Source organism: Larkinella ripae (assembly GCF_054780775.1).
The window spans coordinates 160072-184544 of record NZ_BAAGVR010000017.1 but is presented as its reverse complement, the minus strand read 5'-3'; the positions used below and the strand labels follow the sequence as shown (position 1 = coordinate 184544).

At 54.6% G+C, this 24473-nt stretch carries 23 protein-coding genes; 17 read left to right on the top strand and 6 right to left on the bottom strand.

What is annotated here, in order from left to right; translation table 11 throughout:
- The first annotated feature begins 17 nt into the window (after window positions 1-17).
- The 11 genes from ACYVHX_RS10065 to ACYVHX_RS10015 all read left to right on the top strand — a co-directional run bounded on the left by ACYVHX_RS10065 (window position 18) and on the right by ACYVHX_RS10015 (window position 9473).
- Window positions 18-248, top strand: coding sequence for a hypothetical protein (locus ACYVHX_RS10065; protein ID WP_460671494.1), 231 nt, complete (start codon window positions 18-20; stop codon window positions 246-248).
- A gap of 199 nt (window positions 249-447) precedes the next feature.
- The gene (locus tag ACYVHX_RS10060) at window positions 448-1521 is read left to right on the top strand and encodes an NAD-dependent epimerase/dehydratase family protein (RefSeq protein ID WP_460671493.1); all 1074 of its coding nucleotides are present in this window, start codon (window positions 448-450) and stop codon (window positions 1519-1521) included.
- 32 nt (window positions 1522-1553) lie between these two features.
- Window positions 1554-2447, top strand: a complete 894-nt coding sequence (locus ACYVHX_RS10055; RefSeq protein WP_460671492.1) for a class I SAM-dependent methyltransferase — start codon at window positions 1554-1556, stop codon at window positions 2445-2447.
- A gap of 98 nt (window positions 2448-2545) precedes the next feature.
- Complete coding sequence (locus ACYVHX_RS10050; protein WP_460671491.1) at window positions 2546-3484, top strand: glycoside hydrolase family protein; 939 nt, start codon at window positions 2546-2548, stop codon at window positions 3482-3484.
- A gap of 101 nt (window positions 3485-3585) precedes the next feature.
- Window positions 3586-4410 (top strand): phytanoyl-CoA dioxygenase family protein, encoded by an 825-nt coding sequence (locus tag ACYVHX_RS10045; RefSeq protein ID WP_460671490.1) that lies wholly within the window; start codon window positions 3586-3588, stop codon window positions 4408-4410.
- Window positions 4411-4458: 48 nt separating this feature from the next.
- A complete protein-coding gene (locus tag ACYVHX_RS10040; protein WP_460671641.1) occupies window positions 4459-5436 on the top strand; it encodes a glycosyltransferase family 2 protein in 978 nt (325 codons plus the stop codon).
- 65 nt (window positions 5437-5501) lie between these two features.
- Complete coding sequence (locus ACYVHX_RS10035) at window positions 5502-6296, top strand: TauD/TfdA family dioxygenase (RefSeq protein WP_460671489.1); 795 nt, start codon at window positions 5502-5504, stop codon at window positions 6294-6296.
- Between the two features lie 86 nt (window positions 6297-6382).
- A complete protein-coding gene (locus ACYVHX_RS10030) occupies window positions 6383-7354 on the top strand; it encodes an aldo/keto reductase (RefSeq protein WP_460671488.1) in 972 nt (323 codons plus the stop codon).
- Window position 7355: 1 nt separating this feature from the next.
- On the top strand, window positions 7356-8192 hold the full coding sequence (locus ACYVHX_RS10025) for a glycosyltransferase family 2 protein (RefSeq protein WP_460671487.1): 837 nt from the start codon (window positions 7356-7358) through the stop codon (window positions 8190-8192).
- 22 nt (window positions 8193-8214) lie between these two features.
- Entirely contained in the window at window positions 8215-8976 is a 762-nt protein-coding gene (locus ACYVHX_RS10020) for a glycosyltransferase family 2 protein (RefSeq protein WP_460671640.1), read from the top strand.
- A gap of 35 nt (window positions 8977-9011) precedes the next feature.
- Window positions 9012-9473 carry a GNAT family N-acetyltransferase gene (locus ACYVHX_RS10015; protein WP_460671486.1) on the top strand — a complete coding sequence of 154 codons (462 nt, stop codon included), beginning with the start codon at window positions 9012-9014 and terminating at the stop codon, window positions 9471-9473.
- 37 nt (window positions 9474-9510) lie between these two features.
- Here ACYVHX_RS10015 and ACYVHX_RS10010 read toward each other — a convergent pair whose 3' ends face one another.
- Window positions 9511-9933 (bottom strand): hypothetical protein, encoded by a 423-nt coding sequence (locus tag ACYVHX_RS10010; RefSeq protein ID WP_460671485.1) that lies wholly within the window; start codon window positions 9931-9933, stop codon window positions 9511-9513.
- 100 nt (window positions 9934-10033) lie between these two features.
- Here ACYVHX_RS10010 and ACYVHX_RS10005 point away from each other — a divergent pair, with 100 nt between their 5' ends.
- The 6 genes from ACYVHX_RS10005 (at window position 10034) to ACYVHX_RS09980 (ending at window position 18982) form a co-directional block, all read left to right on the top strand.
- Window positions 10034-10999, top strand: a complete 966-nt coding sequence (locus ACYVHX_RS10005) for a YheT family hydrolase (RefSeq protein ID WP_460671484.1) — start codon at window positions 10034-10036, stop codon at window positions 10997-10999.
- A gap of 126 nt (window positions 11000-11125) precedes the next feature.
- Window positions 11126-12079, top strand: coding sequence for a D-2-hydroxyacid dehydrogenase (locus ACYVHX_RS10000; protein WP_460671483.1), 954 nt, complete (start codon window positions 11126-11128; stop codon window positions 12077-12079).
- Window positions 12080-12323: 244 nt separating this feature from the next.
- Complete coding sequence (locus ACYVHX_RS09995) at window positions 12324-14738, top strand: T9SS type B sorting domain-containing protein (RefSeq protein WP_460671482.1); 2415 nt, start codon at window positions 12324-12326, stop codon at window positions 14736-14738.
- Between the two features lie 227 nt (window positions 14739-14965).
- Complete coding sequence (locus tag ACYVHX_RS09990) at window positions 14966-16126, top strand: methionine aminotransferase (RefSeq protein ID WP_460671481.1); 1161 nt, start codon at window positions 14966-14968, stop codon at window positions 16124-16126.
- Window positions 16127-16402: 276 nt separating this feature from the next.
- Entirely contained in the window at window positions 16403-17644 is a 1242-nt protein-coding gene (locus ACYVHX_RS09985; RefSeq protein WP_460671480.1) for a sterol desaturase family protein, read from the top strand.
- Between the two features lie 171 nt (window positions 17645-17815).
- On the top strand, window positions 17816-18982 hold the full coding sequence (locus ACYVHX_RS09980; RefSeq protein WP_460671479.1) for a PQQ-dependent sugar dehydrogenase: 1167 nt from the start codon (window positions 17816-17818) through the stop codon (window positions 18980-18982).
- A gap of 47 nt (window positions 18983-19029) precedes the next feature.
- On the opposite strand, the gene ACYVHX_RS09975 is transcribed toward ACYVHX_RS09980, so the two are convergent.
- The 5 genes from ACYVHX_RS09975 to ACYVHX_RS09955 all read right to left on the bottom strand — a co-directional run bounded on the left by ACYVHX_RS09975 (window position 19030) and on the right by ACYVHX_RS09955 (window position 24411).
- A complete protein-coding gene (locus tag ACYVHX_RS09975; RefSeq protein ID WP_460671478.1) occupies window positions 19030-19302 on the bottom strand; it encodes a hypothetical protein in 273 nt (90 codons plus the stop codon).
- Window positions 19303-19388: 86 nt separating this feature from the next.
- Window positions 19389-20624, bottom strand: a complete 1236-nt coding sequence (locus tag ACYVHX_RS09970; RefSeq protein ID WP_460671477.1) for a peroxiredoxin family protein — start codon at window positions 20622-20624, stop codon at window positions 19389-19391.
- Between the two features lie 76 nt (window positions 20625-20700).
- Complete coding sequence (locus ACYVHX_RS09965; RefSeq protein ID WP_460671476.1) at window positions 20701-21582, bottom strand: sulfite exporter TauE/SafE family protein; 882 nt, start codon at window positions 21580-21582, stop codon at window positions 20701-20703.
- A 176-nt stretch (window positions 21583-21758) separates the two neighbouring features.
- Entirely contained in the window at window positions 21759-22880 is a 1122-nt protein-coding gene (locus tag ACYVHX_RS09960) for a formylglycine-generating enzyme family protein (RefSeq protein WP_460671475.1), read from the bottom strand.
- Window positions 22846-24411 (bottom strand): sulfatase family protein, encoded by a 1566-nt coding sequence (locus ACYVHX_RS09955; RefSeq protein WP_460671474.1) that lies wholly within the window; start codon window positions 24409-24411, stop codon window positions 22846-22848. The genes ACYVHX_RS09960 and ACYVHX_RS09955 overlap by 35 nt, the downstream gene beginning before the upstream one ends.
- Window positions 24412-24473 lie beyond the last annotated feature (62 nt).

Below are 24473 nucleotides of genomic sequence, written 5' to 3'. Positions count from 1 at the left end.
TTTTTGAAACCGTTTGTATGAAAGGGCTTTTGATTAAAGGAGTGTGTTTGCTGGCTATTGGTTCGCTGATCTCCTGCGACTATCAGAAATATAATACGATCCGCCAGAAGGATTTTCGCGAAGGCGATACGTATGTATACGGCCCGGGTTTGGATTCTCCGGCCGTTCAGACGAACTACAAGTATGCATCCCGCCCGGAACTGGCCGACCGCACGAATAAAATCCGGCAGAAATTGTTCGGCAAGTAACCATACGGAAGCTGGAAATTTAAAAGAAATAGAGCAAATGCAAAAAGCGATGTGAGGGCTTCCTGAAGTCATTGCATCGCTTTTTGCATTTATCCTGCGGTTTAGGCAATTAGACTTTTTTTGATTTACTTTACACCGATTTTTTAGCAGAGAATAGTATTTTTTCGATATATCCAACCTCATTTTGTCAAGAAGCGATATGAACATTGCATTAGTTACAGGTTCAGCCGGTTTGATCGGGAGCGAATCAGTTGCCTTTTTCTCAGAAAAGTTCGATTTGGTGATCGGTGTTGACAACAACCTGCGGCAGTATTTTTTCGGGACGGATGGTTCGACCGACTGGAACCGTGACCGACTGAAAGACGCTTACTCTAATTACCGCCACTATACCGCTGACATCCGCAAAGTAGAGGAGCTGGAACCGATCTTTAAAGAATACGGCACGGATATTAAACTGATCGTTCATGCAGCTGCTCAGCCCAGCCACGACTGGGCCGCCCGCGAGCCGTTTACGGATTTTACCGTTAACGCCAACGGTACGCTGAACATGCTGGAAATGAACCGCCTGCATTGCCCCGATGCGGTTTTTATCTTTACCTCAACCAACAAAGTATACGGTGACAATCCGAACTTCCTGCCGCTGGTAGAAACCGAAACGCGCTGGGAAATTGACGAAAATCACCCTTATTTCGCCAACGGCATCGACGAGCATATGTCGATTGACCACACGAAACACTCCCTGTTCGGGGCCTCGAAAGTGGCGGCCGACATTCTGGTGCAGGAGTATGGCCGGTATTTTGGCATGAAAACCGGCGTTTTCCGGGGCGGCTGTCTGACCGGCCCGAACCACTCCGGCGCGCAGCTCCACGGTTTTCTGTCGTACCTGATGAAATGCGCCATTACCGGTAACCACTACACCATCTTTGGCTACAAAGGCAAGCAGGTTCGCGACAACATCCACAGCCACGACCTGGTGAATATGTTCTGGCATTTTTACCAGAACCCGCGCGCGGGCGAAGTCTACAACGCCGGCGGGGGTCGCCACGCCAACTGCTCCATGCTGGAAGCCCGCATTCTGTGCGAAGAAATTTCGGGCAACAAGATGAATTTCAGCTATTCCGAAACCAACCGCATCGGTGACCACATCTGGTACGTTTCCGATTTGTCGAAGTTCAAAAGCCACTACCCCGACTGGAACTGGGAGTATGATTTGCGGCAAACGCTGGTGCAGATGCACGACAGCATGGTGAAACGGTTGAGCCAACCGGCGTGATTTTAAGCTGATTCAGCGTCATAACTACACGAATGACACATCAAGATTTTCTGCGTTCCCTCGTCGATCCCAAAGACCGGACGCCCCTGACGCTTTCGGATGATAAGAAAAGCCTGGTCAGCCCGCAAGGCACCACCTACGACGTCCTGGAAGGCGGTATTATCAACGGGTTGTATCCCAAAGACCTGCTGGCCGAAGACGCCCGCGAACAGTACCTCTACGATCAGGCGTATCTGCGCTACGACCGGGGGGTTTCGTGGGTCTTTCAAACCCTCAACGACTCGGACGAAGCGGCCACGCGCCAGTTCATGATTGGTCTCATGAGCCTGAAACCGGGGATGACGGTGCTGGAAGTGGGCGCGGGAACCGGTAAAGATTCGGCCCTGATCGTCGAGCAGATTGCACCGGGCGGAACGGCGGTTTTGTCGGATCTGTCGCCCAACATGCTGCGGCTGGCCACCGAAAAGCTGAAATCCGAAACCGTGGACATTCACTTTCTGCTGGCCAACGGTTCGTATCTGCCCTTTGCGGACAACACCTTTGACGCGCTGTTCCATTTTGGCGGTATCAACACCTTCTCGGAGCGCAAACAGGCGTTTGAAGAAATCACCCGCGTCGTAAAACCGGGTGGTAAAGTTGTGGTGGGTGATGAAAGCGTCGCGCCCTGGCTGCGGAATACGCCTACCTACGCAACCCTGCTGAAAGCCAATCCGCTGTTTCGGGCGGAAGTTCCGCTGGAAGACGTTCCGGCCAATGCCGTTGATTTCAAACTCCACTGGATTTTCGGCAACGCCTTTTACGTCATGGAATATACCGTTAGCGAGAAAGCGCCGGAAGTCCTGATCGATCTGCCCATGCCCGGCAAGGATTTTGTGGATAACTGGCGGGTTCGCGCCGAAGCCTCGGACCGCGAGAAAGCGGAATAGTTTTACGGTTTACGGTTTTTGGTTTACAGTGGCTGACGCAGTTTTGTTCGGGCGTCAGCCACCGTAAACCAAAAACCGTAAACTATACACCAAGAATCATGCCCTGGATAAAAAAAGGAGTCGTGTATCAACCGGATGGGACGCTGGCGCACAGCCGGACGCACGCCCAGGTTCCGTTTGCGTATAAACACGACGATTTTCTGCGCATCTATTTTTCATCGCGGGACGACAGCGTTCAGTCGCGTCCGACGTTCATCGATGTCGATTACGACGACCCGACGAAGATCCTGTACATTCACGACCGGCCCGTTCTGGAGTTGGGCGGTCTGGGCGAATACGACGAAACCGGGGCCATGCCCGCCTGGTTTGTCAACCAGCCCAACGGCGACATCTGGCTTTATTACACCGGCTGGAACCGCACCTGGAATTCGTACCGGCTGTCGATGGGTCTGTCGGTCAGCAAAGACGGCGGCCTGACGTTCAAGAAGATGTTTGCGGGGCCGATTATGGACCGGAGCATCCAGAATCCGATCTGGGCGGGGCAGCCGTCGGTGATTCGGGAAGACGACGGAACCTGGAAGATGTGGTACATTTCGGGCCACAAATGCGAATACATCCACGGCTATCCGGAACCGTTTTACCGCTGTCAGTCGGCTTTTTCAAAAGACGGTATTCACTGGGAGATCAACGACATTCCGACGCTGGATTTCGACGATTTTCTGCACGCCGTAGGACGCCCCAGTGTGTTTAAACAGGATGGTCTGTACAAAATGTACTACTCGTACCGCCACACCCTCGACTACCGGACGGACCGGAATCAGGCGTACCGGCTGGGTTATGCGGAGTCGGTGGATGGCGTCAACTGGGAACGGAAAGACGATCGGGTGGGCATTCAGATGTCCGACAACCCGGCGGATTTTGATTATCTGATGATCGGATACGCCCATTATTACGAACACAACGGCAAGAAATATTTGTTATACAATGGCAATGGATTCGGAGCATCCGGCTTCGGTTATGCCGTGTGGGAAGACTGACGAATGTCATAGTACGGGATGAATCGGAGAACGTTCTTTGCGTTGTGGTCGTTTTCCGGTGGCAAAACGACTTGGATCCGAATCATTTAAACAGTACAGCTATGTTGTCAGCGGAACAGATTGAACAATTTAAAAAAGACGGTTATCTCCTGTTAAAAAACAAGCTGGATAAAACCGTCATTGAAGCGATTTACCGCGAAGCCCGCGAGATTTTTGCCGCCCAGATTCAGAAAGTGCTGGGCCGGAAACCGGATATCGAAAACCGGGAAGAGTTCGAGCAGGCGATGTACGAATTCTTTGAAAAGGATTTCGACGCGTTTGTCAGTACCGGAAAAACCGTTCAGCATACCATCCTCCTCCATCAATTAGGCACGAGCAGCGCCATCCTCGATCTGGTTCAGGGCGTGGGAATCGAAAAACCGTCAATTGCCGTTCGACCCGCCATGCAGTTCAACAGCCGGTTTTTGTCGAAAGACGGCAGCACGCACTGGAAACTCGGCGCCCACCAGGACTGGCGCACCGGCCAGGGTTCGCTCGACAGCGTGGTGATCTGGTTCCCGATGGTTCCGGCGGCTGAAGAAATCGGCGCGCTGCAGGTCATTCCGGGCAGCCATACGGCGGGTCTGATGCAGGCCAACACGACCGGTTATGCCGGTTACATCACCGATAATCTGAAAGACGACGATTTCGTCCAGACCGAGTATGAAGTGGGCGATGTGCTGATTTTCTCGGCCTTCCTGATACACCGCTCCGGCAACAACGTGAGTCCGAATATCCGCTGGTCGGTGCAACTTCGGTATAACAACCTGGCCGAACCGACGTTTATTGAGAGAGGCTATCCAATGCCTTACATCTACCGACCTCAGGAAGAACTGGTTACACCGGACTTTCCGTCGGCCGAGCAAGTCAAAGAAGTTTATGCCTAAGCACGCACCGAAAACCGCCGACCCGGTTTTTTGTGCGTTTGTATTCTCATCATGAAAGTCAGTATCTGCATCATAACCTACAATCAGGAAAAATTCATTCGGGAAGCGATCGACAGCGTCGTGAGCCAGAAAACCAGTTTCCCGTTTGAGATTCTGATTGGTGACGATTTCTCGAAGGATAACACCCGGGCTATCATTACGGAATACGCCGAACGGTATCCGGGCCTGGTTCGTCCGGTTTTGCATCCGCGCAATCTGGGGCAGAACGGCTTGTTCAATACCCTCGAAACGTACGGCCTGGCGAAAGGCGAATACATTGCCGCGATGGATGGCGATGATTACTGGACCGACCCCTTGAAATTGCAGAAACAGGTCGATTTTCTGGACGCCAATCCGGATTTTTCCACCTGCTTTCACAATGCGCTGATTACTTACGAAGACGGTTCGCCATCGGTGATTCTCAATCCGCCCGACCAAAAACCGGTTTGCACGGTCGAAGATCTGATCGGCGAAAAGGAAATCTGGTTTATGGCAACGTCCAGCGTGCTGTTCCGCAATGTGATCAAAGAATACCCGGACTGGTTCAAGAAATCAGTGAGTGGCGACATTCCCCGGTACGTTCTGCTGGCGAAATACGGCAAAATCGGTTATTTGCCGGACGTGATGTCGGTCTATCGCAAGAACAGCAACGGGACCAGCTTTACGGATTACGAGGACGACGCCCGGTTTTTGCAGAACCGGATCGAAATGTACGAAGGCATCAACCAGGAACTGAACTATCAGTTCGACGCGCTTCTGAAGAAGAACATCGCGCAGTATTACGAAAAAATGCTGCACTCCCGGCAATACCGCGATACGTATTATCCGAAACGCACGGTCGCCCTGAAATACCTGTCGCTGGCGTCGCTGGACTGGGAGGAAAAAAAGGAAATCCTCCGCGATCACGTGGTGCCGCCAGCCGTCAACCGGCTGTACAGCGCGCTGGCGCTCGGGCTGTACCGCTTAAGAAAAAGTTTGATTCCATAAGTTGACTTTTTATATTTTTGGTGTGATTTTGAGGTGTTTAACCCATTATACAAGATAGCCACAACATGAACGTCTTTAAAAAAGTTACGTATACAACCCCCGAAGAAACCATCCAGAACGTCAAAGAAGCGGTTCTGAACAATATTTATGTGCACCTGGCCGACTTCGACGCCAGTCTTCCGGTTGAGCAGGTTCACCAGTTCTACAGCCAGCTTTCGGAAACGATCGGCAAAATCCACGCGGCTGATGAAGACATCGCCACGGGTTCGGCCACCGGAAACCGCTGGATCGACATCACCTTCGACCCTAACATTCCGGATCGCTACCGGTCGAGCAACACCCGCCAGCCGATGCACACCGACGATTCGTACGTGGAACTGCACGGTGAAGAAGCCGTCAACTTTTTCTACTGCGCATCGCGGGCCAAAGCCGGGGGAGCAACGACGTTCCTGACGCTGGATCAGCTGGTGGAATGCCTGAAGCTCGACGGTGAAGAAAAACTGCTGGACGAACTGCTATCGACGGATGTCGTTTTCTCGAAAGGGGGCAGCCGCAAAGTCCGCAAGATTCTGGACAAAGACGCCGAAGGCTACCTGGCCAACTGGAATTACTACTGCATCGACCGGACGGAAAACACGCCGGAAGTGCTCGACCTCTGCGAGCGGTTCCACCAGTTTCTGGAAAACCGGATCATCAACTCCGGCCTGATCGACGGCCTGCAACTCCAGAAAGGCGAAGCGGTCTTCTTCCGCGACGACCGGATCATGCACGGCCGCAATAACTTCTTTGCCGAATATGCGGGCCAACGGAGTCTGATCAAAGGAAAAATTATTCTGAATCCGGCACCGGCTACGGCTTAATGACCCGTAACGACCTGATCTCTAATTCATAACGAAGGCTTCTTTCCTTGCTGCAAGGAAAGAAGCCTTTCGCATTTTCGATCATCATGACACGTTTTACACCACGGCTTCGGTCGCGCATCGGTTTTGGCACCTGGCAGTTTGGCGGCCCCAACCGGGTGAACGGCAAACCCACCGGCTGGGGCGCCGTCGATGAGCAGCAGGCCATCCGGGCCGTTCAGGCGGCTCTGGACCAGGGCATCAATTTCTTCGATACGGCGGATAGTTACGGGCAGGGGCAGTCGGAAACCATTCTCGGAAAAGCCCTGCAACAATCCAATCCGGCCGACGTGGTGGTCTGCACCAAATTCGGCAACGTGTTTGACGAACAGGGCGCGCCGGGTCAGGATTTCGGACCCGCTCACTTGCCGAAAGCCGTTGAAGACAGCCTGCGCCGGTTGCAGCGCGACACGCTCGATGTGCTGCTGCTGCACAGTCCGCCCGATGCCTTCGATTGGTCGTCGTATGATCCCCAACCGTTGGATACTTTGGTGCAGGCCGGAAAAATCAAGGCTTACGGCGTAAGTTCCAAGAGCGTTTACGGCGCCCGGCGCGTGATCGAGGCTGGTTTTGGCAGCGTCGTCGAAATTCTGTACAACGCCCTCGACCGCCGGGCCGAGGAAGTGCTGTGGAGCTTGCCGTCGGCTGCGGCCTACGAGTCCATTGTGCGCGTGCCGCTGGCGTCCGGTTTTTTGAATTCGGCGTATCTGACCCAGGACCCGGTTTTTCCGGACGACCAATACCGCCATTACTTGCCGGAACGCGACCGCGACTGGCTGCTCGCGAGCGCCCGAAAGCTGGCGTTTCTGGACGACTTGCCGGGCGGAATCTCCACCTCGGCCCTGCGGTTTTGCCTGTCCCATCCGCAGGTTTCGGTCGTTATTCCCGGGATGCGCCACGCCGGGCAGGTCGAGGCCAATAAAACCGCCGAAACGCTCCGCGCTTTGCCGCCGGCTGTCATCGAGCGCATCCGGACGGCGGTGCCGGACGTTCCCGACCACTGGAAACCCAAAGCCTGAGATGGAAACAGCCTGCAAAGTCAGCGTGTGCGTACCGACCTACAACCACGAGCGGTTTATTACCCAGACGCTCGAGGGCGCGGTGATGCAGAAAACCGCCTTTCCGTTCGAGATTGTGATCGGTGACGACGGTTCGACGGACGGCGCTCCGGCCATCATCCGTGACTATGCCGAACGCTACCCGACTCTCATCCGGGCGCATCTGCATCCGCACAACCTCGGTCCGCAGGAACCGCGCGAGTTTGCGGGGCGCAACAACGTGCTGGGTTTGCTGAAGGACTGCCGGGGCGACTACGTGGCGCTGTGTGAAGGCGACGATTACTGGACCGATCCGCTGAAATTGCAGAAACAGGTCGATTTTCTGGACGCTAATCCGGATTATTCCATCTGTCATCACAATTTGCGGGTCATTTACGAAGACGGCTCACCGGAGCATCTGTTCAATTCGCCGGATCAGAAAACCGGTAGTACGCTGGAAGATGTGCTGGAAGATCGCTGGTTTATAGGCACGGCCAGCACACTTTACCGCAATATTTTTAAGGACCAGGAGTTTGCCGACTGGCACCACCGGGCGGCTTCCGGCGACTGGGCACTGGTGATTCAGTTGGCGGCACAAGGAAAAATCCATTATCTTAACGAAATAATGGGGATTTACCGGAAACACCGGGGCGGTTTGAGCAATGTGCATTCGGACGTAAACCGGTTTTTTCTGAACAACCGCAGGGCGATGTTTGAAGCCGTCAACGCCTGGACCCAGTACCGGTATGACGCCACGCTGCAACGGACCATTGCCCGTTACAAGGAACAACTCAATGCCGTAAACAAGACTCAAAATTAATTGCCGAATGGACGGTTCTCTGATGAAACTGAGCGTAGTGATTCCAGCCTACAACGAACAGGATTCGATTCCTGAAACGTTGCGGTCGTTGTACCAGACGTTGTCGAAATACGGTATTCCGCACGAAATCTGCGTGACGAACGACAATTCCAAAGACCGCACGGCGGAGGTGCTGGACGAACTGATGCTCGAAATTCCGACGCTGGTCTATCACACCAATCCGGGTCCCAACGGCTTTGGTTACGCCGTTCGCTACGGTCTGGAACGGTTCACGGGCGACTGCGTGGCGGTTTTTATGGCCGACATGTCCGACGATCCGGAAGATCTGGTGAAGTTTTATTACAAGATGCTGGAAGGCGACTACGACTGTGTTTTTGGCAGCCGCTGGAGCAAGGGCGGAAAGGTGGTGGATTACCCGCAACTCAAGAAATACATCAACCGGGTGGCCAATTTTATTGTCCGCATCGTGATGGGCATTCGGTACAACGACACCACCAATGCCTTCAAACTCTACAAACGCGAGACGATGGAAGGCCTGAAACCGTTTCTGTCGCCCCACTTTAACCTGACGGTGGAACTGCCGCTCAAAGCCATGGTCCGCGGGTATTCCTTCGCGGTGGTGCCCAACAGTTGGACGAATCGAAAATACGGTGAGTCGAAACTGAAAATCAAAGAGATGGGCAGCCGGTATTTCTTTATTCTGATGTACTGCCTGATTGAGAAATTCTTCTCGCAGGGTGATTTCCGGAAGAAAACCAAGCCGGCGGCTCCGGTCAGCCGGTAAAACCGGTTCCGTAAACGGGTATTTTGCATGTATGTATGAATGCTGAACTAAGCTTTCGGCTGGCTACGGAAAACGACCTGGTCACCCTTGTGACGATGCTGGCGGACGATGCACTGGGAGCCACGCGGGAAAAACTGGAAATCCCGTTGCCGGAATCGTACCAGCGCGCGTTTGAACGAATCAGCCGGGACAGCAACCAGGAGTTGACCATTGCCGAAATCAACGGCGAAACCGTCGGTACGTTCCAGTTAACATTTCTTCAGTACCTGACGCATCAGGGCGGTTTGCGGGCGCAGATCGAAGCCGTACGGGTTCATTCGGCGCACCGGGGCAAAGGAATCGGTACAAAAATGATTCAGTACGCCATTAACCGGGCGCGCCGGAAAGGCTGCTACGTGCTGCAACTAACCACCGACAAAAAACGTCCGCAGGCACTTCATTTCTACAAAGAACTGGGCTTTGTGGCTACGCACGAAGGCATGAAGATGGTGTTGTAACCAGCTGATTTTTAAACAAAACCGTAAAACCGGGTTTTTACTTCCCGGCTTCGCTGCTCGAAAACCGGCTGAACAAATCCGGCACCTGATACACCGCCAGGGTGAAAACAATGCCCCAGAACAGGGCGCTGATCAGCATGTAACTAAAAAGCATCGGACGGTTTACTTTGAACGACACCGCCAGGATGGTGCCACCGATGGGCGTCAGCAGCAAAGGGGTCAGAAAGGCAATTCCCGCCATGCCCGCCCGTCTCCAGACGCGAACGGCCAGCCGCGTCCGGGGGCTGAACCGCCGGGGCGTCGATGGACGGATGCGGTTGATCAGCGCCCGCAAAGCCACGCCGGCGTAAGTTACCAGCAGCACGCTGACCATCATTCCGGCGGCCGTAAACAGCCAGGTTTCCAGCCAGCTCAGACCCACCGCAACTCCGGTTACGGGGCCACCGATGAATTTCAACATACTGGCTACTACAACCGATAAATATTTCGCGAACGCCATGAGGAACCAACCGGACTAAATTTCGTTAAAAATAACAGATTATAGACTAAATGGTTACACTATGCCGGTTCTCCGACATTCATCTTACCCCGGAGCGCCCCGGTATCTGATTAACGGCCACCTGCAGACCATTATTCCCAGCATGCTCCGGAAAATCGAGGGCGTGGTTTACGAACGGGAACGGATGACGCTGGCCGATGGCGATTTTGTGGATCTCGACTGGATTGACCGGCAAAGCGACAAAATCGTCGTCATGACGCACGGGCTGGAGGGCGACTCCAACCGGCATTACATTCGGGGAACCGCCAAGCTGTTTGCCCGGCACGGCTGGGATGTGCTGGCCTGGAACTGCCGTTCGTGCAGTGGCGAAATGAACCGGGCGTTCCGGCTCTATAACCACGGCGAAATCGGCGACATTGACGAAGTGATCCGCCATGTTCTGCGCACCAAACCGTACCGCGAACTGGTGTTGATTGGCTACAGCATGGGCGGCAACATTGCGCTGAAATACGCCGGGGTTCACGGGAAAACCGCCCCCGACGTGCTCCGGAAAGTGGTAGCGGTTTCGTCGCCGACCGATCTGGAAGCCAGCGCAAAGCAACTCGATCTGCCGAAAAACCGGTTTTACCGCAACCGGTTCATGAAAAAACTGATCATTAAATTACAGCAGAAATCCGATCGGTTTCCGGGTAAACTGGACATGACCCGCTTGCAGCAGGTGCGGCTCTGGCGCGACTTCGACCAGCATTTTTCGGCCCCGGTGAACGGCTACCGCGACGCCGATGATTTTTACCAGCAGGCTTCGGCGGTGAATTACATGGCCGGCATTACCGTGCCGACCCTGCTGGTCAATGCGCTGAATGATCCGCTGCTGTCGCCCGAATGCTCGCCCGCCTGGCTGGCCGAAAAACACCCGACCATCTACTTGGAAACGCCCAGGACCGGCGGCCATGTCGGTTTTGCCGTTCGGAACGACGAATTTACGTGGATGGAGCGCCGGGCACTCGAATTTGCGATTTTAAAATGAGAAGTGATGAATTATGAACGATGAGTTGGCGATCGCAGCGAATTAATTCATCGTTCATAATTCATCACTTCTCATTCTCTTCCCGCACAATCCCCGTATCTTTCGCTCTTCATTTATCCCTAACTCATGAACCTCGTTTACGCAGACGCCTACGCCCTCAACCCCGGCGACCTGGACTGGACGCCCCTCACTTCGCTCGGCAACGTGACCCTGCACGACCGCACCGCCCCCGACGACCTGCTTGAACGTCTGAAAGATGCCGATATGGTGCTGGTCAATAAAGTGAAGATGAACCGTCAGACGCTCGAACAACTGCCGAAACTGCGGTACATCGGCGTAACGGCAACGGGCTACGACATCATCGACGTAAAAGCCGCCCGCGAACGGAACATTGTGGTCACCAACGTCCGAGGATACAGCACGGATTCGGTGGCGCAACTGACCTTCGCCCTGCTGCTCGAACTGGTGCAACACGTCGGTTTGCACGCCGACAGCGTCCGGGCGGGCGACTGGGCGCAGAATCCGGATTTCTGTTACTGGAAAATGCCCTTGACCGAGCTGACCGGCAAAACCCTCGGCCTGGTCGGTTTTGGCGACATCGGAAAGCAGGTAGCCGCCATCGGTCGGGCCTTTGGCATGAAGATTCTGGTCAACCGACGGCACACCGACGAACAACCGCCGGAAGGCATTCGGTACGTCGATCAGGCTACGGTTTTTGCGGAAAGCGATGTGGTGTCGCTGCACTGCCCCGTTACGGAAGAAAACCGGGCGTTTGTCAACCGCGAGGTGCTTAGCCAGATGAAACCGACGGCTTTTCTGATCAACACCAGCCGGGGAGCGCTCATCCACGAAGCCGATCTGGCCGAAGCCCTCAACCACGACCGACTGGCCGGTGCCGGACTGGATGTGCTGACCACCGAACCACCGGCTGCGGACAATCCGTTGTTCTCGGCCCGCCATTGCCTCATCACGCCCCACCTGGCCTGGGCCACCCGTGAAGCCCGCCAGCGGCTTTTGCACGAAACCGTCGAAAATATTCACGCTTTTTTTGCCGGAAAATCCCGAAATGTAGTCAACTAAGCCCACTCATTGCCTAAACCGGCTACCGGCCCCGCAACACTGGGCGGTTTTTTTTCGTCTTGTCTACCGGAGATCAATCGATTCACCGAAAGTCCCGTTCCATCCGTACCGCGTACCGTTCCGTCAATATTGGTGACTCGTTAGCCCGTTACCTGCGACAACTTTGTATCTTTTCCATTCGGTAGTTTATTCCAGTGAATCACTAGTCCGGTTTTTATGCGTCCACTTTCTATGATTTTTTAGTATGAATGTGTTGTTGGGCCGGTTTACGGCAAAGCTTTCGGCGGTTTGGTGGCGATGGGTCATCGTATGGAGTTTCGCAGTGACGTTTACCGCCATACCGGCTTGTTTCGGAAAACATATCTACGGCGGAGACATGAGTTTACAGGCGCTGAACCGCCCGAATTATTACACGTTAACGCTGACGTTGTATCTGGATCAGGCCAACTCGACGGCGGCCGATTACGAACGCGAAATCAAACTCTACATTTTCCGGAAAAGCGATCACGTTCGCGTCGACAGTGCCACGGTTTTGCAGGGAACTTCCCAGCGGGTTCGGTATGACAACCAGGCCTGCGCCAACCTGCGGAATCTGAGCGTGCTGGCCATGAACTACAGCACCGAAAAGTATTTGAATCCGGCCCGGTTTAACGATCCCGGCGGTTATTACGTCGTCTGGGACCGCTGTTGCCGCAGTGCCGACATCAGCAACATCCAAAATCCCGGTGGCGAAGGCATGCTGTTTTACATGGAGTTTCCGGCCGTTCAGCGCAACGGGGCCGCGTTCACCAATTCCAGTCCGCAGTTCAGTTTTCCCAACGGCGAGTACATCTGCATTGGCAAACCGTTTCAGCTGAAATTCAATGCGACGGACGCCGACGGTGACCAGCTCCGCTATTCCCTGGTGACTCCGCTCGCGGGCTATACCGATAATACCGGCCGAAACACGGTTGGCGACGGAAGTTCGCACGCTACGTATCCGGAAGTGACCTGGCTACCCGGTTTTAGCGCGGCCCGTTCCATTCCCGGCAGTCCGCCCCTGCAAATTAACCCGCAAACCGGTCAGCTGAGCGTGACGGCCACCCAAACCGGTTTGTTCATTTTTGCGGTTTTGTGCGAAGAATACCGCAATGGTGTGCGAATCGGCGCGATCCGGCGCGAGTTTCAGATGCCCGTGGTCGATTGCGGCAACGTGACGCCCCCCGCGCCCGTTATCAGTTACAAAAACGTCGAAACGCAGGATGTGGCTTTTTGCGAGGGTGCCACCGCAACGCTATCGACCGAAGCCAGCGCCCTCTGGTCGTACCAATGGCAGCGCGACGGCTCCAACATTCCGGGAGCCACCTCGTCTACCCTGCTCATCAGCGAACCCGGCGACTACGCCGTCGTCAAAAGCTTTGCAACCACCTGTGGCAACGACACCACGTCCAAAATAACGAAGGCCCAAATGCTGCCCCCACCGGCTGCGAAAATTACGCCCGATAAAAAACTTCCCCTGTGCGAAGGGGAGTCGGTGCGCCTGTCCGTTCAGCCGGAAACGGGGGTAACCTACCAGTGGACCGCCGATGGAACGGTTCTGGCGGGCTCCACGGGCTTGTCAATTACCGTTACGAAAGCCGGTTTATACGGCGTGCGGGTCCGATCACCGATGGAATGTACCAACCGCGATAGCGTAGCGGTGGTGATCAATGCCAATCCCAAGGTCACGTTAACCAGTCCGGCTTCGTCCATTTGTCAGGACAGCGAAGTGCGTCTGAACGCGAGCAGCGGCATGAACTACCAATATGAATGGTACCAGAACAATGCGGTTCTGAACACCGGCGACGCGGCCACCCGGCTGGTCGGGCAGGCCGGCACCTACCAGGTTCGGATTACGGACGGCAATAGCTGCACGGCGCTTTCGGCCCCGCTGACGCTGGCGGTTATTCCCCGGCCCGACCTGCGGTTTGACACGCTGGCACCGGTTTGCGCCAGCCGCACCGAACCCCTCCGGCTGGTGGCCAGTCCGTCCGGCGGAACGTTTTCCGGACCGGGCGTAACGGGCACTCAATTCGACCCGTCGAAAGTCGGGGCCGGTTTGCACACGATTACGTACACGTACGCGGGAAATTCGGCCTGTCCGGCCGTCATCAGCCGCCGGGTTCTGGTCGAGTCGCCCGTGGAAATCAACCTGCCCGAACGGGTCAGCGTGCTGCTGGACGGTTCCGTCACCTTGCAGCCGACCATCAAAGGACAACCGCTGAGCTACCGCTGGGAACCGCCCGACAACCTGTCTGATCCGGCGGTTCTGAATCCGGTGGCGAGCCCCTCCGAACCGACCACGTACCAGCTTACGGTGACCTCCGCCGGCGATTGCCGGGCGGAAAAAAGTGTGCTGGTCGATGTGTTGAAGCGCCTGTTTATGGCCGATGTTTTTTCGCCTAACAACGACGGTGTCAACGATGCCTGGGAAATTCGCAATACCGAGCAGTTTCCGGATTGCGAAGTGACGATTTACAACCGCTGGGGTGAGGTTGTTTTTCAATCGAAAGGCTACGAAACGCCCTGGAACGGCACCTACCGCAATCAGAAAGTGCAGGCTGGCCGGTACCACTACCTGATCAAAACCAACCAACCGCTGTTGCCCGAATACCGGGGGGCCATTCTGGTGACTTACTGACGCCAACGGCTCCCGCACCCACCCCAGCGGAATAGAGCCGGGATAAGGCCGTACGCAGTGCGGGACAGTAGAAGAAGCCGATTCTCTATAAATTTTATAGAAAAAGTATATCTTGATCTGTTATATGCCTTTATTTTGTACTTTTCGGGGTCAATACAGCGGAGTAATGGGCTTATTTGCTCGACTCTATGGATACGATAGATAATTCGGATTACTGTTTTTAACGAATGACTGAGTCAGGAATACGGGCCTTGTCCTCCAAACTACCCTCGGTTGGAACGACGATCTTTACGGTTATGTCCAAACTGGCGGCCGAAACCGGGGCCATCAATTTATCGCAGGGATTTCCGGAATTCGACTGTTCACCGGAACTGGTAGCGCTGGTTGAAAAATACCTGAAAACAGGATTTAACCAGTATGCAACCATGACCGGCGTAGCTCCTCTGCGCGAGGCACTAGCCCAGAAAACCGAACAGTTGTACGGGGTAAGTTACCACCCGGAAAGCGAGGTTACCGTTACTTCCGGTGCCACGGAAGCGCTGTTTGCCGCCATTACCGCCGTGGTTCGGCCCGGCGACGAGGTGCTTGTCTTCGAACCGGCGTACGACAGTTACGTTCCGGCCATCGAGTTGAATGGCGGTATTCCCGTTTTTGTAACGCTGACCCCGCCCACCTACGCCATCGACTGGTCGGAAGTGGGCCGGAAAATAACCGACAAAACCCGGCTGATTCTGGTCAACACCCCCCACAATCCAACGGGGCGCGTCTGGACGGCCGAGGATCTGGCCCAACTGGCTGCGCTGGTAAACGAGCGTGACATCTGGATCGTCAGCGACGAGGTTTACGAACACATCCGGTTCGATGGCCGCCCGCACCTGTCGCTGGCCACGCACCCGGTTTTGCAGGAGCGCACGTTCGTGTGCGGTTCGTTCGGAAAAGTCTTTCACATCACGGGCTGGAAAATTGGCTATTGCCTGGCGCCCAGGGCGTTGAGCAATGAATTTCGAAAAATCCACCAATACCTGACGTTCAGCACCGTCACGCCGATCCAGTATGCACTGGCCGATTACCTGAAAAATCCGGCGCATTACGAATCGCTGCCGGCTTTCTACGAACGCAAGCGGGATTTGTTCCTCGCTAGCATCCGCGGTTCGCGGTTTCAGGTTCAGCCCGCTGAGGGAAGTTTTTTCCAGACGGTTTCGTATCAGGCGATTACGGACGAACCCGATTACGATCTGGCCATCCGGCTGACGAAGGAAATTGGTGTCGCGTCGATTCCGGTTTCGGTTTTTTACCGCCAGAAAAACGATTACCGGATGCTGCGGTTCTGTTTTGCCAAAAACGACGAAACACTGCTGCGGGCGGGTGAGCGACTGAGTCGGTTATGAGTCCTGCACGTTTTCCGTTAAAACGACTTAAAAACCGCTCAAGAAATATCATTAAAGAAAGACGGCGTTTTTGAAACTGTTTTGATTGGTTCGTACGTTCTCTGAAGAAGCAAGTTGCTCACGAAGTGCAGGATCGAGTTTAAAACGACCCTGAGCCGGTTTTAAAAAGACGGACTCCTTTGAAGCGCTTCCTGAATGAACGAAAACTCCGTTATGAAAACGATTATAAGATATTCTTCTAATCAGTTTTTTTATAATTTTTTATAGACCACACGTATGGACTTCATGGGGTTGAACTGGATGGCACTGGCTGTGCCTTTCTTTCTGTTTTTTATGGGTTTGGAGTATTGGGTTTCCAAACGGCAGAAAAGGGACTATTTCCGATTTAACAATTCAGTTGCCAACATCAATGTCGGCATTGCCGAACGCCTGCTGGATACGTTCACCGTCGGCGCTTTTTACTTCGTTTACGATTACATCCACCGTCATTACGCGCTTTTTGATCTAAAACCGGGCCTTTTGGGCTGGGTTGCGCTGTTTCTGGCCACCGACCTCGTCTGGTACTGGTACCACCGGCTGGCGCACGAAATCAACCTGTTCTGGAGCGCCCACGTCGTGCACCACCAGAGCGAGGATTTCAACTACACGGTTTCGGCCCGGATTACGGTTTTTCAGGCCATCATCCGCACCGGGTTCTGGACCGTTCTGCCGCTGGTCGGTTTTCCGGCCGGGATGATCACCGTGATGCTGCTGCTGCATGGCTTGTATCCGTTTTTCATCCATACCCGCACCATTGGCAAACTCGGCTGGCTCGAATACATCTTTGTAACGCCCTCGCACCACCGCGTTCACCACGCCAGCAACCCCGAATACCTCGATAAAAATTATGGTGATGTCCTCATCATCTGGGACAAGCTGTTCGGTACGTTCGTCGAAGAAAAAGAAGACGCGCAGGAACTGGTCTACGGCTTAACCAAACCGCTCGAAAGTCATAGTTTTTTGTGGCAGCAATTTCATTTCATGATGGAACTGGCCGAAACGGTTCGGCGCACACCCGGTTTTGTTCCGAAAGTGAAAGTGCTGTTTGGCCGCCCGGATGACATTGACCCGGAGATTCGCGACCAACTGGAACGAAAGTTTTTATCGCGTTCCTCCGTGCACGCCACCAGCCGCCGGTTTCGGGGGTACGTCCTTGGCCAACTCATTGGCATCCTGACGATTCTGTTCGTTTTTCTGCTGTTTGAAAAGCAAACCGCCCTGTATCATCAGGTCGTGATTTCCCTGTTTATCCTGGTTACGCTGGTCAACTGCGGAGCACTGCTCGAACAACGCCAGTGGGTATTTTACCTGGAAGTAACCCGAATTTCGCTCCTGATCCTGACGGTTTTGCCGTATCTGCACGACCCGCTATCGTTCAGTATGCTGTTCATCGGCTTATTGGTGTTCTGGGCGTATTTTTCCAGTTTGCAGAAACGCTATCTACGGCTGGTGTACGGCGCTCCGATTCCGGCCAACTGATTTTTAAAAGAAAACGGATCGACCAGCGACAAAAGAAGCCGAATGATGATGGCCGTCTTTTGTCGCTGGTCGATCCGTTTTTATGGTGGAAAACCGCCTGCCAATCGGATTCTGACGATTTTTCGGTAAAAAGCCGTACTTTCATGCTCTCCTAAAACACGATCAGAATCTATGAAAAACGTATTCTTCCCGACGGGAAAAAAGGCGCTGGCGGTGGGGGTTTTAGCTCTGACGGCGTCGCTTTTCCTGATGAGTAATGCTCCTTTTGAATCGACTCCAAGCCCGAAACTAGCACCGAATCTGAAAATTGACACCGTCGTTTCGGGGCTCAAAATGCCGTGGGCGATGGCGTTTCTGCCGGATGGCAACCTCCTCGTCACGGAGCGGCCCGGCCAGCTTCGGCTGGTGAAAAACGGCCAGCTGGACCCGACGCCGATCAGCGGTTTACCCCCGATTCTATATAAAGGGCAGGGCGGTTTGCTGGACATTAACCTCCACCCGAATTACAAGGAAAACGGCTGGATTTACATCAGCTATGCATCTCCCAAAGCCGAGGGCGAAACCGGCGAGGGTGCCAACACGGCTTTGCTGCGGGCCAAACTGAAAGACCACGAACTGGTGGATGTGAAGGTCCTGTTCAAGGCGTCACCGAACGTAACGGGCGCTCCGCACTTCGGCGGGCGGATTGTTTTCGATACCAAAGGCTACCTCTTTCTGTCGCTCGGCGAACGCGGTCAGAAGGAGAAATCGCAGGATTTGAGCACGGATCAGGGCAAAGTGGTCCGGCTGCACGACGACGGTCGCATCCCGAAAGACAACCCGTTTGTGGGCAAAGCCAGTGCCCGGCCCGAAATCTGGTCGTACGGCCACCGCAATCCGCAGGGAATGGTGATGAATCCAACGACGGGCGTCCTGTGGGAGCACGAACACGGTCCGCAGGGGGGCGATGAGGTGAACATCGTGGAGAAAGGCAAAAATTACGGCTGGCCGTTGGTCACCTTCGGCATCGACTACGATAACAGCATTATTTCAAATGATACGGCCAAAGCCGGTATGGAACAGCCGGTGATCTACTGGAAACCGTCGATTGCGCCCTGCGGGATGACGTTTGTAACCAGCCCGAAATTCAAGGATTGGAACGGCGATCTGCTGGTGGGTTCTTTGAAGTTTCTGTACATCAAGCACTGCGTGGTGCGGGGAAACAAAATCGTTAGCCAGGAAACGATCGCCGAAAAAATCGGTCGCGTCCGGGACATCCGTCAGGGACCCGATGGCAATATTTACGTGGTGCTCGAAAATTCCGGTCGAATCGTTCGGCTTAGTCCGGCGGCTCAGTAAATTTCCTGTTCCGGAAGCAAAACCGCCCGGCTGGCCGGGCGGTTTTGCTATTCGAAAAGCAGCGCATCCAGTGAAATCCGCTCAATGTACGGTTTTAGCTCGTCCGTGTTGGAAAAACCGCGCACCAGCGTCACATCGAGCCGCCGTTGACAGATCCACATTTCGACGAAAAATGAGTTGACGGCGTAGAGGTACAGCCAGAAACCGGGCAAACGCTTGGTATCCAGCAGGACGCCCGATTGCCAGACGATGTTCAGTTGCTCCTGAAAGGTCAGACCCCGGAAATGGGTGAGTTCCTTTTTTTCCTGTTCACTTTTCATGGTTAAGCCGCGGCCGACCGTCGCCGTCGCTGGTTTACAGACCGCTACCCAGTTGCTGGGTCACGGGACTTTTATTGAAAACGATCTTACTTTCCAGCCGCTTTGATCGATACTTTCGCGGGCTCTTCTTTCAGCAACTGATCGATGTCGGCGTTGAATTCCTTTACAAATTCCTCGTAATAAGCGCCGGTGGCGGGTCCGCTGTAGCCGGTGTGAATTTTGGCGATTTCGCCCTGACGGTTGATGTAGATGGTAGTCGGAAAAGCTAATACGTCGCTCAGGGCGGGCAAGGCCGCAGCGGCCTGTTTCTTGTCGGCCTGCCCCGCAAACAAAAGGGGATACTCAATGCCGATGCGGTTTTTCAGGGCTTCCAGCCGGGTTTTGGCATACGTCGGATCATTTTTCCGCTCAAACGCCAGCCCGATGATTTCCACACCCCGCCGACGGTTGACCTGGTACCAGGGCGCCAGGAAGGCCGCTTCGTCCAGACAGTTGGGGCACCAGCTTCCCAGCAACGTCACAATCACCACTTTCCCTTTGTATTTCGGATCGTTCAGCGAAACCGGTTTTCCGGTAAATGCATCCGGAAACGTAAACGCCAGCGGAACACCAGCTTTGGGCTTCGTCAGGGTGTAAGCATCGGGCAGGGCCGCCTGGGCGTTGCGCGTGCCTTTGATCGACTGCGAAACCCGGGCGTTGACCCACTCGGCGGTCAGGTCGTTGCCGCTCACTTTGCCTTTGATAACCAACGGGCTGGAACCGCTGAAGGCCGATAGCGCAAATTCGTCGCCCTGCACCACGCCTTCCAGATACCGGTAATCGCCGGTGGTTGCCAGGAAGGTTCCGGTTACTTTGCTGCCCGACTGGCTGAAAACGCCCACGGTTTTGGTGGTGCCGATGGTTACATCCCATTTGCCCTGCAAACTGACCGAAGCAGCCGCCGGTTTTTCGACAAATCGATACCGTTTGCCCTGCTCGGCCCGAAACGGAATGCCGGCATCGGCGGGGTTGGTGCTCAATCGCTTCAGCACGCCCGACAGGGTTTTGGCATTTTCCACTTTAGCCGCCAGCACCGCATCGTAAACCTCGATTGGCAAAAACAGCGAGTCACCTTTCTGCGTAACCCCCTTCAGTTCAAACCGTTCCGAACCGTTCAGCAACCAGGCCGCCTGGCCCTTCAGCTCAAAGTTGAACGGCGCTTCCTGGCCGCCCGAAACGGTAAAAGCACCCCGCCAGAAACCGTCCTGCGGTTTGGTCTGGGCCTGGGCCGTAAACCCCGCCAGCAGCAGACCAGCCGTCGCCAGGTTTTTTATCGTATTCATTTTATTCAGGTTGTCTGGTTTGTTGACGAATCGGTATGATTTCAAAGACCTTACAGGTTTGTAATGCTGGTTTCGGTTAGAACAAACTCCAGACGTTGCGCAGACTCAGGCCGATGATAACAATGCCGACAATGATCATCAGCACTTTGGGGTTCACCTTGCCGCAGACGTAAGCCGCAAACGGCGACGCCAAAACGCCACCCAGCAGCAAACCCACCGTCACCGGCCAGTTGCCAGTGCCAATCATCAGGATAAAGGTCCCGGCACCCGCAGCCGCAATAAAAAATTCCGCCAGATTGACCGAGCCAATGGTGTAGCGCGGGTTGCGGCCCTGTCCGATCAATGAAGAAGTCACCACCGGTCCCCAGCCGCCCCCGCCCACGGCATCAACAAAACCGCCCAGCAGCGCCAGCGGACCGACCAACCGGGTTTTTTCTTTGGCTTTCTTTTTCCGCAGGGCTTTGCTGATGATCAGGACGCCCATCAACACGAGGTAAATGGAAATGTACGGTTTAATGAGATTGCCGTCGAAGGAGCTGAGGAGGTAGGCTCCGAGAATGGCGCCCGCTACGCCCGGCAGCACCAGCAATCTGAACAGCTTTTTGTTGACGTTCCCGAACTTCCAGTGCGACAGGCCCGAAGCCCCCGTGGTAAATACTTCGGCGATGTGAACGCTGGCACTGGCCGCAGCCGGACTAACGCCCAGACTCAACAGCAGCGAGGTCGAGCTGATGCCGTACGCCATGCCCAGGGCACCATCGATGGTCTGCGCCACAAAACCGGCCAGGACAAACAGCCAGAACGTGGGATGCACCAGTTCGTCGACTACCGGCTGCACCGGGATGTTCAGCAGCTGCCAGGCCGCAACGCCAATGAACAGCACCAGCGTTATAACGCCTACGATTACAAAGCGCGAATTGGCAGTCTGCTGACGATTCTGAGCTTGGGTATTAATCATGTTATCCATTAATTCTATATATCAGATAGACAATCATTCTAAAAACAAGGCCAGAGGTTTCTCTGGCTTCAGTTTACAAACGTGGGACAAAAATAGCTATTTACAAACTCAATCCGCCAGTTTTTTCAAATTACCGGCTTTAGTCCAGTCAGTCACTAGAAAAAACCAAAACCCTCTCACTTCAGGCGAACGCAGCGGAAACCCAGGTTGTTGCTCCCACTGCTGACCTCGCCTTTCCCCCGGCTTCCGGCTTTGTAGCGGATGCAATAATCGTCGCTGCACAGAAACGAACCGCCCCGCTGCACGTATTTCACCGCGCCGGGTTCGTCAGGATCATAACTGTCACTCGGGCCCAGCGGGTTGTTTTTCGCACTATTCCGGTAATAGTCAGGGCGGTATAAATCCTGACACCATTCCCAGACGTTGCCATCCATGTCGAACAAACCGTATGGATTGGCCGGGAACGACTGCACCGGAGCGGCTGCGGCATACCCGTCTTCCGTTGTGTTTTTACTCGGGAACTCCCCCTGGTAGATGTTGGCGATCCACTTGCCGCCGGGTTTCAGTTCTTCCCCCCAATAGTAGGTGTGGTTGCCCTTGCCCCCCTGCGCGGCAAATTCCCATTCGGCTTCGGTCGGCAGACGCTTTCCGGCCCATTTGGCGTAGGCGGCTGCGTCTTCGTAACTCACGTGCACCACCGGCAGCTTTTCCCGGCCTTTGATGCCGCTGTTCGACCCTTCCGGATGTTTCCAACTCGCACCCGGCACATACTCCCACCATTGCAGCGGGTTGTCCAGCGATACGTTCTGCATCGGAGGGGTAAAAACCGCCGAACCGGGCACCAGCTTATCCGCCGGAACGCCCGGATAATCCTTTGGATTCAGCGGACGTTCGGCCACGGTAACGTACTTCGTCGCTTCCACAAACCGGGCAAATTCGGCGTTGGTCACTTCGTGTTTGTCCATCCAGAACCCATTGACCGTCACGGCGTGCAGCGGGCGCGCATCCGGAAACTCGTCGGAACCCATCTGAAAGGTGCCGCCGGGAATCCAGACCATTTCCTCCGTGCTGCCGGTCGCCGTTACCGCAGCCGCCGGCCGGATGGCCGCCGAACGCGACGGCATTCCCTTGGCGACGCAGTGCGCTCCGCTGTCGGTTTCGGCGGTTTGCCCGGCGGTCGATTTCGGTTCCGAAGTACAGGCCAGAAATCCGGTCAGAAAAACGCTGCAAAACAGCATCCTGATCAGGCATTTGCACACCGTTTTACTCCCCGCTTTCCACAATCTTGAGTGCTTCATCGTCTTTGTACTTCCGAATCTGGGCTTTCAGTTTATTCTTTAAATCGGCGGTAGTTGCTTCATAGCCTTTAACACCGTACACATTCCGGAGTTCCTGCGGGTCTTTTTTCAGGTCATACAACTCCCAATATTCCTTCGGGCCGTAAAACCGGACCAGCTTGTACTGGCTGGAACGCAGCCCGACGTGGGGCGAAACGCGGTGCGGCTGCGGATACTCGTAATAGTGGTAGTAGGCTTCCTGCCGCCAGTTGGTTTTCTGCCCTTTCAGCAAGGGCAGAAACGATTCACCTTGAATTTCTTTCGGGAGGGCGGTTCCGGTGATGTTCAAAACCGTCGGTGCCCAGTCGATGTTGGAAACCAGCTCGTTTACTTTCGTGCCCGGTTTGATGACGCCCGGATAGCGAATTACAAACGGTGTTTTGAGCGATTCTTCGTAAATAAACCGCTTGTCGAACCAGCCGTGCTCGCCCAAATAAAAGCCCTGATCGGACGCGTAAATGACCACGGTATTTTTGGCCAGTCCGGATTTGTCCAGGTAATCGAGCAGTTCGCCGATGTTACGGTCCAGTGAGTTGGCCGTCGCCAGGTAATCCTTCAAATACCGCTGGTATTTCCATTCGACCAGCGCCTTGCCGCCTAATTTTTTCTCGTCGAACTCCCTGCTGATCTTGTTTTCATAATACTCGTAAAACGCTTTTTTCTCGGCGGGCGAAAACCGGTTGTAAATGCCGCTTTTCTGGTAATCGGCGTGCACTTTCAGGTCCTCTTTCAGGCGCATCGTTTTGTCGATGGTCATGTCCTGATTTTTGGCGGCATCCCGGTTTTCGTACGCATCGTAGAATGACGCGGGCAGCGGAAACGTCACGTTATCATACGCGCCCAGATCCCGGATGTCGGGTAGCCATTCGCGGTGGGTGGCTTTTTGACCCACCACCAGAAAGAACGGTTTTGATTTATCCCGCCCGTTCAGCCAGTCGAGCGACAGCTTGGTGGTGACATTGGTAACATAGCCCGGATAGCGGGTCGTATCACCCTTGCCGTTCACAAAATCGGGGCTGTAGTAGTGTCCCTGACCGGGCAGCACGTTCAGGTAATCGAACCCGTGTGGCAGACTGCCCAGGTGCATTTTGCCCACCCAGGCCGTCTGGTAACCGTTTTTCTGCAACTCCTCGGGAAAAACCGGCTGGTTGATTTCAAACTTCCGCTCGTTGACGGTGTAGCCGTTCAGGTGGCTGTATTTTCCGGTCAGCAAAGTCGCCCGGCTGGGGCCGCAGATGGAGTTGGTAACAACATTATTGTAAAGAATGGCGCCTTCCCGGGCAATCCGGTCGATGTTTGGCGTTTTGGCCAGCTTGCTCCCGTAGGCGCTGATGGCCTGATAGGCGTGGTCGTCGGAAAAAATAAAAATCACGTTGGGCCGGGCTGCCGGCTGCGTTTCCGATTCTTTCGGCGTGTAGCCCGGCACCGTTACCAGCAAAGCCGCCAGCACCGCGACGGCCCCAAGCACACTTAGTCCAATTTGTCTTTTCATCTCAGGGTATTTTTTACAATTGAAAGCATACGGTTTTTGGCTTTCGGTTTACGGTTTTCGCC